The organism is Nocardia sp. NPDC056952, assembly GCF_042674185.1.
GTDB lineage: Bacteria > Actinomycetota > Actinomycetes > Mycobacteriales > Mycobacteriaceae > Nocardia.
Map to the genome: position 1 here is coordinate 185,644 of NZ_JBHURA010000004.1, position 14,717 is coordinate 200,360.

14 protein-coding genes are annotated in these 14,717 nt (G+C 67.6%); 10 read left to right on the top strand and 4 right to left on the bottom strand.

From position 1 onward, the window contains the following. Window positions 1–7: 7 nt before the first annotated feature. Complete coding sequence (locus tag ACFTS5_RS16995; RefSeq protein WP_378631726.1) at window positions 8–385, bottom strand: PH domain-containing protein; 378 nt, start codon at window positions 383–385, stop codon at window positions 8–10. 214 nt (window positions 386–599) lie between these two features. Between ACFTS5_RS16995 and purD the strand changes: the two genes are divergently transcribed. Then, a complete protein-coding gene (gene purD / locus ACFTS5_RS17000) occupies window positions 600–1,883 on the top strand; it encodes a phosphoribosylamine--glycine ligase (protein ID WP_378631728.1) in 1,284 nt (427 codons plus the stop codon). Between the two features lie 91 nt (window positions 1,884–1,974). Here the strand turns inward: purD and ACFTS5_RS17005 are convergent, their stop codons facing one another. Then, the gene (locus ACFTS5_RS17005; protein WP_378631730.1) at window positions 1,975–2,157 is read right to left on the bottom strand and encodes a YegP family protein; all 183 of its coding nucleotides are present in this window, start codon (window positions 2,155–2,157) and stop codon (window positions 1,975–1,977) included. A gap of 83 nt (window positions 2,158–2,240) precedes the next feature. Next, window positions 2,241–3,371 (bottom strand): M23 family metallopeptidase, encoded by a 1,131-nt coding sequence (locus ACFTS5_RS17010; RefSeq protein WP_378631732.1) that lies wholly within the window; start codon window positions 3,369–3,371, stop codon window positions 2,241–2,243. A gap of 127 nt (window positions 3,372–3,498) precedes the next feature. Between ACFTS5_RS17010 and ACFTS5_RS17015 the strand changes: the two genes are divergently transcribed. From ACFTS5_RS17015 to ACFTS5_RS17035, 5 genes are all read left to right on the top strand, one after another. Beyond that, window positions 3,499–4,662, top strand: a complete 1,164-nt coding sequence (locus ACFTS5_RS17015) for a pyridoxal phosphate-dependent aminotransferase (protein ID WP_378631734.1) — start codon at window positions 3,499–3,501, stop codon at window positions 4,660–4,662. A 157-nt stretch (window positions 4,663–4,819) separates the two neighbouring features. Next, on the top strand, window positions 4,820–5,473 hold the full coding sequence (locus tag ACFTS5_RS17020) for a TetR/AcrR family transcriptional regulator (protein WP_378631736.1): 654 nt from the start codon (window positions 4,820–4,822) through the stop codon (window positions 5,471–5,473). A gap of 6 nt (window positions 5,474–5,479) precedes the next feature. Beyond that, window positions 5,480–6,901: an adenylosuccinate lyase gene (purB, locus tag ACFTS5_RS17025; protein ID WP_378631738.1), complete on the top strand. Its 1,422-nt coding sequence runs from the start codon at window positions 5,480–5,482 to the stop codon at window positions 6,899–6,901. Between the two features lie 82 nt (window positions 6,902–6,983). Continuing rightward, complete coding sequence (locus ACFTS5_RS17030; protein ID WP_378631740.1) at window positions 6,984–7,406, top strand: HIT family protein; 423 nt, start codon at window positions 6,984–6,986, stop codon at window positions 7,404–7,406. Window positions 7,407–7,540: 134 nt separating this feature from the next. Beyond that, the gene (locus tag ACFTS5_RS17035) at window positions 7,541–8,500 is read left to right on the top strand and encodes an alpha/beta hydrolase (RefSeq protein ID WP_378631742.1); all 960 of its coding nucleotides are present in this window, start codon (window positions 7,541–7,543) and stop codon (window positions 8,498–8,500) included. A 31-nt stretch (window positions 8,501–8,531) separates the two neighbouring features. Here the strand turns inward: ACFTS5_RS17035 and ACFTS5_RS17040 are convergent, their stop codons facing one another. Next, window positions 8,532–9,551 (bottom strand): DUF2330 domain-containing protein, encoded by a 1,020-nt coding sequence (locus tag ACFTS5_RS17040; RefSeq protein ID WP_378631744.1) that lies wholly within the window; start codon window positions 9,549–9,551, stop codon window positions 8,532–8,534. Between the two features lie 143 nt (window positions 9,552–9,694). Between ACFTS5_RS17040 and ACFTS5_RS17045 the strand changes: the two genes are divergently transcribed. The 4 genes from ACFTS5_RS17045 (at window position 9,695) to ACFTS5_RS17060 (ending at window position 14,709) form a co-directional block, all read left to right on the top strand. Next, window positions 9,695–11,842 (top strand): S9 family peptidase, encoded by a 2,148-nt coding sequence (locus ACFTS5_RS17045; protein ID WP_378631746.1) that lies wholly within the window; start codon window positions 9,695–9,697, stop codon window positions 11,840–11,842. A gap of 175 nt (window positions 11,843–12,017) precedes the next feature. Further along, complete coding sequence (locus tag ACFTS5_RS17050) at window positions 12,018–12,719, top strand: DUF2334 domain-containing protein (RefSeq protein WP_378631747.1); 702 nt, start codon at window positions 12,018–12,020, stop codon at window positions 12,717–12,719. Between the two features lie 131 nt (window positions 12,720–12,850). Beyond that, window positions 12,851–14,275 carry an APC family permease gene (locus tag ACFTS5_RS17055; protein WP_378631749.1) on the top strand — a complete coding sequence of 475 codons (1,425 nt, stop codon included), beginning with the start codon at window positions 12,851–12,853 and terminating at the stop codon, window positions 14,273–14,275. Then, the gene (locus ACFTS5_RS17060; protein WP_378631750.1) at window positions 14,272–14,709 is read left to right on the top strand and encodes a hypothetical protein; all 438 of its coding nucleotides are present in this window, start codon (window positions 14,272–14,274) and stop codon (window positions 14,707–14,709) included. Before ACFTS5_RS17055 ends, ACFTS5_RS17060 begins: the two co-directional genes overlap by 4 nt. Window positions 14,710–14,717: the final 8 nt, after the last annotated feature.

Here is a 14,717-nt window from a genome sequence, read left to right on the forward strand (position 1 = left end):
AGCGTAGCTAGATCGACACGAAATGCGACAGGATGCCCTGCACCTCGTAGATGTCGACCTGACGGTTGAAACGCTGCTTGACCGGCTCGTCACCGCTGCCGATCCAGATGTAGAGCTCGGCGTCGAGGTCGAAGGTGCCCGCGGTCTCGACGGTGAAGTGGCTGATCGACCGGTAGGGGATGCTGTGGTAGCTGACCTTGCGGCCGGTGACGCCCTGTTTGTCGACCATGATCAGGCGGCGATTGGTGAACAGCATCGCGTCGCGGACCAGGATGAACGCGGCGTACACCTGCTCGCCCTGCCCGAACAGCTTCGCGTATTCCTGCTGGGCGGCGGCCGGATCTATGCGACCGGCATTGCCCATCATCCCGTCGAGCAGGCCCATGGCATTCCCCCGTTTCGGTGGCGGCTGCCGCGCCACGCCTGGTCCCATTGTGGCGCAATCGAACCCGAGCCGCGAGGGCCGAGCCGCATCGCGACGGCCCGATCGCCGGCCCGAAGCGCCCTCGTGGGGGTGACGATCGCGCCATCCGATCGCGGACCTTGTATCGGAACGGGGCGTGCGAAGTACGCGCGAAGTACGCGACTAATCTATGGCCGTGCGCGTACTCGTCATCGGTTCCGGAGCCCGTGAACATGCCCTCGTCCTGGCGTTGCGCCGGGATCCGTCCGTGACGGCGGTGATCGCCGCCCCGGGCAACCCCGGCATCGGCCAGCACGCCGAGCTACGCCCGGTCGATCCCTGCTCCGCCGACGACGTCGCCGCGCTGGCCGGCGAAGTGGCCGCCGACCTGGTGGTGATCGGCCCCGAGGTGCCGCTGGTGCTCGGCGTCGCCGACGTCGTGCGCGCGGCCGGGTTCCCGGTGTTCGGCCCGTCGGCCGATGCGGCGCGGATCGAAGGGTCCAAGGCGTTCGCCAAGGATGTGATGGCGGTGGCCGGGGTGCGGACCGCGCACAGCGAGATCGTCGACACTCCGGCCGAGCTGGACGCGGCGCTCGACCGCTTCGGCCCGACCTGGGTGGTCAAGGACGACGGGCTCGCCGCGGGCAAGGGCGTGGTGGTGACCGCCGACCGGCGCGCGGCCCGCGATCACGGCGCCGAACTGCTCGAGCAGGGACATCCGGTGTTGCTGGAGTCGTTCCTCGACGGGCCGGAGGTGTCGCTGTTCTGCCTGGTCGACGGCGAGACCGTGATTCCGCTGCTGCCCGCACAGGACCACAAGCGGGTGGGCGACGGCGATTCCGGCCCGAACACCGGCGGCATGGGCGCTTACACGCCGCTGCCGTGGCTGCCCGCGGAGACGCTGAACGAGATCGTCGACGACGTGGTGAAGCCCGTCGCCGCCGAGCTCGTCGCGCGGGGCAGCTCGTTCTCGGGCCTGCTGTACGCGGGTCTGGCGATCGGTACGAACGGCCCGGCTGTCGTCGAATTCAATTGCCGCTTCGGTGATCCCGAGACCCAAGCCGTGCTCGCGCTGCTGGACAGCCCGTTCGCCGAACTCCTGTACGCCACCGCCACCGGGCGCCTCGCCGAGGTCGACGCACCGCGCTGGAAGGACGGTTCCGCGATCACCGTCGTGCTCGCCGCCGAGAACTACCCGGCGCGACCGCGCACCGGCGATGTGATCACCGGTGCTGATGACAGCGCGCTGGAGGGCGAAACCCTGGTGCTGCACGCCGGTACGGATCAGCGCGAGGACAAGGCGCTGGTGTCGGCGGGCGGGCGTGTGCTCAACGTGGTCGGTGTCGGCGCGGACCTCGCGCAGGCGCGGGAGCGGGCCTATGCGCGACTCGCGGGAATCAAGCTGCCCGGCAGTCACTTCCGGACCGATATCGGCGCGACCGAAGTTGTTGTTCCGGAACGCAACAGCGTCGCGGGGTAATGCCCACGATCGGTGATCAGCGGTGTGTGACCGCTGATCACCATCGAGCGGGAAGCGGTGGCTGAGCGCGCAGGCGCAACGCCCGCGCCGATCAGGCGGTGAGATCGAGGATCTGGGCGTTCGGAGCATTCGTCTGAATGGAGGCGATTCCCTTCTTGGCGCCTTCCTTGCTTTCGTAACCCTGACTTTCGAGGACGATTTCGCCGTTACCGGCCTTCAGGTGGAAACGGAACTTTCCCGCCTTGTCCTTGAATACCTCGAACTTGCCTGCCATGGTGGCCTCGCTTCGGTTCGGAGGAAAACACTCGACAGGTCTCACATTAACGTTCTCGTGATGTCGGTGGTCTCGACGCGATGTCAATCGAGACGCAATCCATGCATCGCGAGCCAGGCTTGTGGGTCCACATGCTGACCGTTTTGCACGATTTCGAAATGCAGGTGCGGGCCGGTGGAATCGCCGCGATTGCCGATGCGCGCGATCTGCATTCCGGCGGGGACACGCTCGCCCTGGGAGACGAAGAAGTCGTACATGTGACCGTAGATGCTGATGGTGCCGTCGTCGTGGCGGATCCGGACCCACAGACCGAAACCCTGCGCCGGACCCGCTTCCACCACCGTGCCGTCGGCGACGGCGTAGATGGGGCTGCCGATGGGGCCCGCGATGTCGATGCCGCGGTGCATGGTGCCCCAGCGGGAGCCGAAACCGGAGGTGAACGCGCCCTTCGCGGGCAGGCTGAACCCGCCGACGGACGGAGTCGAGCCGGGCACCGGCACCATCGCGCCGGGGACCACCGGGGCGCGCTGGCCCATCCAGTCCTGCCATTCGCCCGATGCCGCGGCCGCCGCCTCCGCCTTCGCGCGTTCGAGGGTGGCGCGGGCCGCCGCGGCGACCACGTGCGCTTCGCGGCGCTTCTCACCTGCGGCGATGGCATCGAGCATGGGGGTCACCGACTGGGGGTTGGGCAGGAGCTGCGGGGGATAGGCGATGGCCACGTGGAGTGCTTCGCCCGGGGCGAGCGGACGCTCGTCGACGGCGCCGCCGAACTGCCCGTCGGCCGCCACGAACACCGCGACCGCGAGCACGCCCGCGATGAGCACGCGCCGTTCGAGCAGGACCGCCCGCACCCGCTCGCGACTGGGCCTGCGCGCCCACATCCCCTCGGCCTGTGCCTTCGGCCGCCGCCAGAAAACCTTGCGCACCTCACCGCTGCGCAGCTCGCCCGCGATCTCGCCGACCACCGGATACCGGGCGGCCCACTCGGCCATCCGATCGCGGGCGGCGATTTTCGACGGCAGCTGCTCACGCCAATTCGCCTGCAAGATACGGCCGTTGACGCTGACGGCCCGACGCTTCGCGGTGTTGCCGGATGGCGCCGTTTCGGCGGAGTCCTGTCGCGAGCTGTCGGCGGCGAGCTGTCCGGATTCGGTGTCCACGCTCTCCTCGGAGGTGCCCGCCCGCACGTCCCGTGCCGTCCCTGTCCGCTTCATCCCGCCCCCGCGCCCCGGCCCCGACGTGACCACAGAGGTCGCGTCGGTGGCTGCGTATTCGCTGTCGGAGCCATTGTGCCGACCATATCTGTGAACGCCCGCAATCGGGTGCTCTACCGTCTCTCGGGTGTCCAGAGAATCGCGCCGGTCGGCCATTGCCCCTTTCTACGTCATGGATGTGTGGAAAGCGGCCGCTGAACGCGCCAGGTCGCACGGCGATGTGCTGGTGCTCGCGGCGGGACAGCCGTCTACGCAGGCGCCCGCGCCGGTGCTGCGGGCCACCAGGGCGGCGATCGATCACGAATTGCTGGGCTACACCGAGACATTCGGCATCCTGCCGCTGCGCGAGGCCATCGCGGGGCATCACAGCGAGACCTACGGCTACGACGTGCACCCGGACGAGGTGGTGGTGACGACCGGGTCGTCGGGCGCGTTCACGCTGATCTTCCTGGCCGCCTTCGACGTGGGCGACACCGTGGTGGTGGCGCGGCCCGGCTATCCCGCCTACCGCAACACGCTGTCCGCGCTCGGCTGCGAGGTCGTCGAACTGGACTGCGGCCCGCAGACCAGATTCCAGCCGACCGTGGCGATGCTGGAGGCCCTGCCCGAACCCCCCGCCGGTCTGGTGGTGGCCAGCCCGGCCAACCCGACCGGCACCATGATCGACCCCGCCGAACTCGCCGCGCTGGCCCGCTGGTGCGAACAGCACGGCACGCTGCTGATCTCCGACGAGATCTATCACGGCATCACCTACGCGGGCGCGAGCACGCCGACCTCTTCGGCGTGGGAGTTCTCCCGCGAGTCGGTGGTGATCGGTTCGGTGTCGAAGTACTTCTCGATGACCGGCTGGCGGCTGGGCTGGATGCTGGCCCCGGCCGACCTGCGCCCGGCGTTGCAGCGGCTGGCGTCGAATATGACGGTGTGCCCGCCGGCCATCTCCCAGTACGCGGCCGTGCACGCCTTCGGACCGGAAGCCAAGGATGAGCTGGACGGGCATGTGCGCCGGTACGCGCGCAACCGGGCGCTGCTCCTGGAGGGTCTGCCCGCGATCGGAATCACCGATCTCGCGCCCGCCGACGGCGCCTTCTACGCCTACGCCGATATTGGTCATCTGACCGATAATTCCCGCGCCTGGTGCGCCGAGGTGCTCACCGAAACCGGCGTCGCGCTGGCGCCCGGACTCGATTTCGACACCACAAATGGAAACCACACGGTCCGTTTTTCCTTCGCAGGTGCCACCGACGACATCGCCGCAGCACTGGAGCGTCTGGGACGGTTCCTGAAGGGCTGATCTGGACACTTGTCAACAGTGATGTGCGACAACAACTTTGCGTAGTACGAACACATCTGTGCCGGGATACGGTAAAACTCAGTTATCCCGAATTCCCAGTGTTTCCCCGATGACGATTGCGCACGGTTGAACTGATGATGACTGGCACGTTGGCACGGTGACCACCGCAACGACCCCGAAAGGCGAACGACGTCGGCAGGCTCTGGTGGCGGCGGCGGCTGAGCTGTTGCTCGAAGGCGGCTTCGACGCCGTGCGACATCGTTCGGTGGCCTCACGAGCCGATCTTCCACTCGCGTCGACCACCTACTACTTCGAATCGCTGGAAGATCTGATCGCCCGCGCCGTCGAGTTCAGCGGCGCGATCGAACTCGACGCGATGCGCCGCCGGGTCGGTGAGGTCAGTCATCGCAGGCGCGGCACCGAGGCGACGGTCGAGCTCGTACTCGACGTGCTCGTCGGCCCCGACGACGGCGACCTCGACGCCCGCGGCCAGCTCATCGCCCGCTACGAGCGGTCCGTGGCGTCGGCCCGTCACCCCGAGTTACGTGAGGTCCAGCTCCGACTACGCACCCAGCTCGAAGAACTGCTCGCCGACGTGCTGCGCCGCTCCGACCGAGTGGTGCGCCCCGAGCAGTTACGCAGGCTGGTGGCCGTCGTCGACGGTGCGGTGGTCGCCGCGCTGATCGAAGGCCACCCCGAACCCCGCCGACCCGCCAGGGCCGGTCTGCTCGAAATGATCGACATCGTCGCCCCGCCCGTGGTCCCCAACATGATGCCCCAGCAGGCCGAACGGGTGCGGCAATTAGACTGAGTGCTCGTGAGCCTCGTCCCGAATGTCCTCGCCACCCGATACGCCAGCCCGGAGCTCGTCGCGCTCTGGTCGCCCGAGAACAAGATCGTGCTCGAGCGCCGGCTGTGGCTGGAGGTGCTGCGTGCGCAGGCCGAACTCGGAATCGATGTCCCCGCAGGGGTTGTCGAGGATTATGAACGCGTCATCGACCACGTCGACCTGGCCTCGATCGCCGAGCGTGAGCGGGTCACCCGCCACGACGTGAAGGCGCGGATCGAGGAATTCAACGCGCTCGCCGGACACGAGCACGTGCACAAGGGCATGACCAGCCGCGACCTCACCGAGAACGTCGAGCAGCTGCAGATCCGGCTCTCGCTCGAGCACGTGTACAAGCATGGCATCGCCATCGCGGCGCGCCTGGCCGAGCGGGCCGCCGAGTACCAGACCCTGGTGATGGCCGGACGCTCGCACAATGTCGCCGCGCAGGCCACCACGCTGGGCAAACGCTTCGCCTCCGCCGCCGACGAGATGCTGGTCGGCCTGGCGCGCGTGCGTGAGCTGATCGACCGCTACCCGCTGCGCGGGATCAAGGGCCCGATGGGCACCGCCCAGGACATGCTCGACCTGCTCGACGGTGACGCGAACAAGCTCGCCGCCCTCGAACAGCAGGTGGCCACCCACCTCGGCTTCGCGAACGTGTTCACCAGCGTGGGCCAGGTGTACCCGCGCTCGCTCGATCACGATGTGCTGTCCGCGCTGGTGCAGCTGGGCGCCGGGCCGTCGTCGTTCGCGCACACGATTCGGCTGATGGCCGGTCATGAGCTGGTCACCGAGGGTTTCCAGCCGGGCCAGGTCGGCTCGTCGGCGATGCCGCACAAGATGAACACGCGCTCGTGCGAGCGGGTGAACGGCCTGCAGGTGATCCTGCGCGGCTACGGCTCGATGGCCGCCGAGCTGGCGGGTGCCCAGTGGAACGAGGGCGACGTGTTCTGCTCGGTGGTGCGCCGCGTCGCGCTGCCCGACGCGTTCTTCGCCATCGACGGGCAGATGGAGACCTTCCTGACCGTGCTCGCCGAGTTCGGCGCCTACCCAGCAGTGGTCTCGCGTGAGCTCGACCGGTACCTGCCGTTCCTGGCGACCACCCGCATCCTGATGGCCGCGGTGCGCGCGGGCGTGGGGCGCGAGACCGCGCACGAGGTCATCAAGGAGCATGCCGTCGCGGTGGCGCTGGCCATGCGCGAGCAGGGTCGCGAACCCGATCTGCTGGATCGTCTCGCCGCCGACGCGCGGATGCCGCTGGACCGCGCCGGACTCGCCGCGGCGCTGGCCGACAAGGCGGCGTTCATCGGCGCGGCATCGGACCAGGTCGCCGAGGTCGTCGCGCAGGTGCAGAAGCTGGTCGAGGCGAATCCGGACGCCGCGCGCTACACGCCGTCGCCGATTCTGTAGTCCCGTGCGAATCAGCCCGCCACTGCCGCCTTTTCGGCGCCGGTGGCGGGCTTTCGTGCGTCGGGGTCGATACCGTGGTCGGGTGAATCCGTACACGATCTTCGCCGACATCATCGCCGGGGCCGCCCCGTCCTCGAAGGTGTACGAGGACGACGAAGTCCTCGCCTTCATGGATATTCGTCCTGTGACGCCGGGGCATGTGCTCGTGGTGCCGAAGGTGCCCGCACCGAGTCTGGCCGATCTCGATCCCGCGTTGGGCGGCAAGCTCTTTCAGGTGGGGCAGCGGATCGCCGCCGCGCTGCGCAGCAGTGAAGTGGCGGCCGACGGGGTGAATTTCTTTCTCGCCGACGGGGTTACGGCGGGGCAGGAGGTCTTCCATGTGCACCTGCATGTGATCCCGCGAACGCCTGGTGACGGCTTCGGTCTGCGTGCGCGGCCGACGTCGCCCGCGCGGGCGGATCTCGACTATCTGGCCGGTTCGATCCGGGGCGCCCTCACCCGCTGACCCGAATCCGGCGAAGCGGTCATTGCAAACCGGAGAGTTTGCTGAAGAAACGCCCGAACCGTCGAATGCTTCCGATTCGTTCACCTGTGGGTTACTTTGGACTGTCATTGGCATGCGGTTATGGAGGGTAGATCGTGCGTCGTACAGGTGTTGCTGCTGCAGTGCTGGCCCTTGCTCTCGGTGTCATCGGACCGGCGGTTGTTCACCCCACGACGGCCTCCGCCGCGCAGATCATCGGAGTCAACGAACTGACTCCGCACCGGACGGCGATCACCGTCACCTCGCCCGCGATGGGCCGCAACGTCGATCTCCAGGTCCTGCACCCCGCGGGCGGTGGCGCGCGGGGGACGTACTACCTGCTCGACGGCCTCGACCCCGGTATCGGTCAGAGCACCTGGACCAACGCCACCGACGCCGAAGCCTTCTTCCGCGACAAGAACGTCAACGTGGTGCTGCCGATGGGCGGCCAGGCCAGCTACTACACCGACTGGATCGCCGACGATCCGCGTTTCGGCCGGTACAAGTGGGAAACGTTCCTCACCCAGGAACTGCCCGGCCTGATCGACGGTCAGTTCAACGGCACCGGCGTGAACGGCATCGGCGGACTGTCGATGGGTGGCAACGCGGCCTACATCCTGGCCGCCCGGCATCCCGGCCTCTACCGGGCCGTCGCCGGTTACAGCGCCTGTCCGGACATCGCGATGGCGGCGGGCGCGATGATGTTCTCCATCGTCAACCGGGGCGGCAATCCCGGCAACATGTGGGGCGCGCCCGGCAGCCCCGAGTGGGCGGCGCACGACCCGGCCCTGATGATCGACGGGCTGCGCGGCAAGGCGCTGTACATGTCGACCGGCACCGGCATCCCCGGACCGCACGAGGCCGAACTCAAGCCCACGCTGGCCGAGAACATCTTCCTCGGCGGACCCATCGAGCTCGGCGTCAACACCTGCATGGTGGCCTTCGACCAGCGCCTGCGCGCCGCGGGCATCGGCGCCAGGATCGACTACCACCCGGTGGGCACGCACTCCTGGTCCTACTGGCAGGACGCCCTGCACGCTTCGTGGCCGGTCATCGGACCCGCGCTCGGGGCCTGAGAATTCCCGCACGGGTCGCGGTGCGTTCGGACTACCTCGCGGACCGTCGACGCAGGACCACGCTCGCGATCACGCCGATCAGCGACAGCCCGGCGACGATCAAGACGTAACCCGCGGGCAGACCGAGGATCTCGACGTATTCCTTGCTCACCACGCGGTCACGCACGGGGACGTCCTCGGCGGCGGGAGCCAGAAGGAAATCACTGGTGATCGTCGCTGGGTGGGGGATGTAGATCGAGAGTTCGGTGAGGTAGTTGCCGCTCGCGGCCAGCGCTTTCAGGTCCGGATCGCTGGGTTCGCCGACCGGAGAGGCGAATTCGGTGGTGACGACGTGGGGTTCGGTATCGGGATCGATGCGTGCCACCCGGTGGTCGCTGAAGACATACAGGTGGACCGATTGCGGTGTGGTCGCGGCGGCCGACATGCGCATCGGGTACACGAGGCGGTCGGAGTCGAAGGTGAGGCGGACCGGGTCCAGGGCGCCTGCGAGGGGCTTCGTGCTGGTGAGGCGCATGGCGACGAAGGACCAGCCCTCGCGGAGATAGGGGTCGAGCGTGGCGCTCACCTCGGGCCGGAGCTGATAACCGTTGGTGTCCAGCCATTCGCGGACGCCGGTGAGATCGCCGCCGCGCAACGTGGTCGCCTCCAGCGGGCCCAACTGCACTTGGCTCAGCACGTCGGGACCCGAACCCGGAGCGGCTCCGGATGCGTCGCCGCCGAGCGAACCGCTGCCGAACCAGTCGTATTCGGTGACCCGCTCGGGTGCGGTCATGCGTGACAGCTCCCTGAACGAGTCCGGACTGCCCGCCGAGACGGTCGCCGGCGTCGGCGTCGGCACGATCAGGGCCGCGTCGGCACCGGTGAACTGCATCCCCAACCGCATCAGCACGGTCTCGCGCCGCCCGTCCCAGCCGAGGACAGCGGCCTCATTGTTCACCCGCGCCGAACTGTCCGCGCTCACCACGCCGCCGCAGGCGCACGCGTTCGCCGACATCACCGCTCCCGATCCCGCGGCCAAGGCCACCCCGGCAGTCACGACCAACGAACGCATTGCGTACCGCATCCCCATGCGGGTCAGGCTACGCACAACGGGCCTGCGGCAGATGCGCAGAAATACTCAGTCAGCCCGCTGCCTCCAGCCGCCGACGGCCGAGTTGGCGGGCCCGGTTGGAGTGGGGCGGCTACGGTGGACCAATGGCTGGCGAGAATGAGACCGTGTCGGCGCCGATCGCGAAGAGGGCGCCCGTCGAGCGGGTCCACCACGGTGACACGTTCGTCGACGACTACGAGTGGCTGCGGGACAAGGAAGACCCCGAGGTCATCGCGTATCTGGAGGCGGAGAACGCCTTCACCGCGGCGCAGACCGACCAGCTGCAGCCCCTGCGGGACAAGATCTTCGACGAGATCAAGGCCAGGACGCAGGAAACCGATCTCTCGGTCCCGACGCGACTGGGTGACTACTGGTACTACTCGCGCAGTTTCGAGGGCAAACAGTACGGCGTGCACTGCCGCTGTCCCGTCGACGCGAAAGCCGAGGGTATCGACGCCTGGACGCCGCCTCAGCTGGAGGTCGGCTCGGCGATCGAGGGCGAGCAGGTGCTGCTCGACAGCAATATCCTCGCCGAGGGGCTGGACTTCTTCGCGCTCGGCGCCTTCTCGCTGAGCCACGACGGCAACCTGCTCGCCTACTCCGTGGACAGCTCCGGCGACGAGCGCTACACGCTGCGGATCAAGGACCTGCGCACCGGTGAGCTGCTGGCCGACGAGGTGGCCGGCGCGGCGCCGGGGGCGACCTGGTCGCTGGACGGCACGCACATCTTCTATCAGACGGTCGACGAGTCGTGGCGGCCCGACACCGTGTGGCGCCATCGCGTGGGCACCGGTTCCGACGCCGATGTGACGGTGTTCCACGAGCCCGACGAGCGCTACTGGGTGAGTGTCGGCGCGACCCGCTCCGAGAAGTACCTGATGGTCTGGCTCGGCTCCAAGATCACCACCGAGGGCTGGGTCCTGGAGTCGGACAATCCCGAGGGCGAGTTCCGGGTGCTGCTGCCGCGTCGCGAAGGCGTGGAGTACTCGGCCGAGCACGCGGTGATCGCGGGCGAGGACAAGTTCCTGATCCTGCACAACGACGTGGTCGACGGCGTGAAGGCGGAGAACTTCGTGCTCGCCGTCGCGCCCGCCACCGACCCGTCGGACATGACGACCCTGATCGGGCATCGCGAGGACGTGCGGCTCGAGGACATCGACGCCTTCGCCACCCATCTGGTGCTCGGTTACCGGCGCGACGCGCTGCCGCGCCTGTCGGTGTGGCCGCTCACACCGGAGGGCTTCGGCGAACTGACAGAGCTCGACTTCGGCCTCGAGTTGTTCTCCGCCGGTGCGGGTTCGAGCCCGGAGTGGGAGCAGCCCACGTTGCGCGTGGGGGTCGCCTCGTTCATCACGCCGATGCAGGTGTTCGACTATGTGCCCGCCACCGGCGAGCTGCTGCTGCGCAAGGAACAGCCGGTGCTCGGCGGGTACGACGCCGATGACTATGAGCAGCACCGCGATTGGGCCATCGCCGCCGACGGCACCCGCATTCCGATCTCGATCATCAAGCGCAAGGGTCTGGCCGACGGGCCGAAACCCACACTGCTGTACGGATACGGCTCCTACGAGGCCAGCATCGATCCCTCGTTCTCGGTGTCGCGGCTGTCGCTGCTCGATCGTGGCATGGTGTTCGCGGTGGCGCATGTGCGCGGCGGCGGGGAGATGGGCAGGCTCTGGTACGAGCACGGCAAGACGCTGCTGAAGAAGAACACCTTCACCGACTTCGTCTCCTGCGCGAGTCATCTCATCGATACCGGTGCCACCGCACCCGACCGCTTGATCGCCGACGGCGGCAGCGCGGGCGGGCTGCTGATGGGCGCGGTCGCCAACCTGGCGCCGGAGCTGTTCAACGGCATCCTCGCCAATGTGCCCTTCGTCGATCCGCTCACCTCCATCCTCGATCCGTCGCTGCCGCTGACGGTGATCGAATGGGACGAGTGGGGAAATCCCCTGGCGGACAAGGACGTCTACGACTACATGAAGTCGTACTCGCCCTACGAGAACGTCGAGGCCAAGGACTACCCGGCCATTCTGGCGATCACCAGCCTCAACGACACCCGCGTCCTCTACGTGGAACCGGCCAAATGGGTCGCCAAGCTGCGCGCCACCAAGACCGGCGACAACGAGGTGCTGCTCAAGACGGAGATGACCGCAGGTCACGGCGGTGTGAGCGGCCGCTACGAGAAGTGGAAGGAAGTCGGCTTCGAGTACGCCTGGGTCCTCGACCGAGTGGGTCTCGCGGACGCCTGATCCGGTGGGCCCCGGCTTCGGCCGGGTTCACGATCGGCGCCGACTTCGAACCCGCCGTGCGGGTGCCGCGCGAACAGGTATTGCACTGGCCGGGGTGGTGAGGAGTGCGCTGGAATTCGTCGTGGCGTCATCGGGGTAGCACGTCGGCGTCACCTCGAGCTGTCACCGTGGGTACATGAACGCTGAGTTGATCGTTTCGGTGTCGGGGATCCGGGATACGACTCGCGATGCCGCGATCGAATTCGCCGGAGAGATGGACGCGCGAGGTGTGCGCCTGTCGTTGCTGGTAGCGCCGCGGTTGAAGGGCAAGTACCGGCTGGTCGACGACCCGGCGACGCAGTCGTGGCTGCGCGGGCGGCGCCTCGAAGGCGACGCGATCGTGCTGCACGGCTACGACCAGGCCGCCACCAAGGCGCGGCGCGCGGAGTTCGCCGATCTGCCCCGGCACGAGGCGACGCTGCGGCTCAAGGCCGCCGATCGGGTGATGGAGCGGGTGCAGCTGCGCACCCGGCTGTTCGCCGCGCCGCGCTGGGACGCCTCGAACGGTGCGCTGGCGGCGCTGCCCGACGTGGGCTTCCGCATGGCATTCGGGCTCACCACCATGCTCGACCTGGAGCGTGATGTCGCCCAGCGTGCTCGGGTGTACGGGATCGGGGAGGGCTTCCGTGCCGAGCCATGGTGGTGCCGGGCGCTGGTGATGGGCGCCGCGCGCACCGCTCGACGCGGCGGCGTGCTTCGGTTGGCGGTGTCGGCGGCGCAGTTGCAGCGGTCGGGTCCGCGCCAAGCCGTGCTCGACGCGGTCGACCTCGCGCTCTATCACGGCGCCCACAGCGATGTGTACCGCTGGGAGCCCTACCTGGCTGTCCGAGCCGCCTGACCGCCACCGCCGCGCGCGTACCGGCGATCAGCGCGCGGCGGTGGCCTCGAAACCTCCCTGCCCGATTTATGATTCATCAGTTGATCGAGTGGTTTCCGCTAGTTGTGTGAACACAGCAGGAGGCAGCGCTGATGACGGGCACGTCGACGAAAGTCGCGACGACGACGAAATATATGTCCTGGGTGACCTTGGCGCTGATGACCACGAGTTCGGTGGCGAGTCTGCGATCAGCGCCAACAATGGCCGTGTACGGATTGGCCTGTGTATTCCTCTATGTCATTCCCGCGATTCTGTTTCTGATGCCGACCTCGCTGGTCGCCGCGGAACTCGCGTCCGGGTGGCAGGGCGGCGTGTATCAATGGGTCAGTGAGGGATTGAGTAAGCCGCTCGGATTTCTTGCCGTCTGGTGCCAATTCGCCATGACGATCTTTTACTATCCGAGCTTGCTCGCATATGTGGCGAGCACTTTCGCCTACATCATTCATCCGTCGCTCGCATCCAACGGCCTGTACGTGGCGATCGTGATCATCACCGTGTACTGGGCGGGTGTGTACGTGTCCTCGCAGGGCACCAAGACCGTGGCCGGGCTGTCGAGTATGGGCCTGGTCATCGGCACGCTGATCCCCGGCACCGTGCTGGTCGTGCTCGGGCTGGTCTTCCTCGCGCAGGGCAACGAGTCCGCGGCGCCGATGGATTCGTCGCACCTGCTGCCGGCCTGGGCTGGGTTGGCGAGCCTGGTGCTGATCGTGAACAACTTCCTGTCCTACGCGGGCATGGAGATGAACGCGGTGCACGTGTCGTCGCTGAAGAACCCGGCCAAGGAATTCCCGAAGGCGATGTTCCTGGCCATGGCCCTGGTGCTGGTGATCTTCATCCTGCCCGCGCTGGCGATCAGCTGGGTGGTGCCCTCGGCCAGCCTGAGTCTCACCGCGGGAGTGATGCAGGCCTTCGACGCCTTCTTCGGCCACTTCGGGATCGGCTTCCTCACCCCGATCGTCGGCATCGCACTGGTGGCGGCCGCGCTCGGCGGCATGCTCACCTGGCTGGCCGGACCGTCCAAGGGCCTGTTGCTGATCGGGCGCAGCGAGGGATATCTGCCGCCGTTCCTGACCCGGCTCAACAAGCACGGCGTGCAGCAGAACATGCTGGTGGCGCAGGGTGTGTTCACCACCTTGATCGCGCTGCTCTACGCCTTCATCCCCAATGTCTCCAGCGCGTACTGGATTCTGTCGGTGATCACCACACAGGTGTATCTGATCATGTACGTGCTGATGTTCGCCGCGGCCGCCAAGCTGCGTCGCGACGATCCGGACCACCCGCGCGGCTACCGGGCGCCGGCGCTGATGGCGCTGTGCGCGCTCGGCGCGGCCTCCTCGATCGCCGCGTTCACGATCGGTTTCGTGCCGCCTTCGCAGTTCGGCTCGGGCAGTCCGTGGGTGTACGTGCTCATCGTGGGTGGCGGTCTCGGCATCGTCGGCCTGCTCATCCCGTACCTGTTCTACCGAAATCGCAGGGACAGCTGGAAATTCGCCGTACCGGAAGGGCAGCAGGCATGACGACCGGAGACGCCCCCGACCACAAGCGACGCTGGATCTACATCACCTCAGGTGTGCTGCTCGTGGTGTTCGCCCTGATCGGGCTGTTCACCTTCACCGCGATCCGCGAGAACACCCAGGCGAGCGCGAAAGCCGAACAGCTGCACGACAGTCTGGTCGCGGCCGGTCTGCCCGCACCGGAGGCGAGCGTGATCGCCGACGCGCTCGGCGACGACGGTGGGTCGGTCTGTCAGGACCCGAGTTCGCCGATGATCAAGGCGAAATACCAGGCCTCGATCACCAACGGTGCGGCCGGACCCGGACAGCGTCCGGTGATCGGCCCGCGCGACACCACCGAGGCGGTGGCGCTCACGATCGCCACCTACTGCCCGGATCGCTTGCAGGACTACCTTTCTCATCTCGAGACCCTGAAGCTCGACGATACGACGAAGTGAGGCGCGAA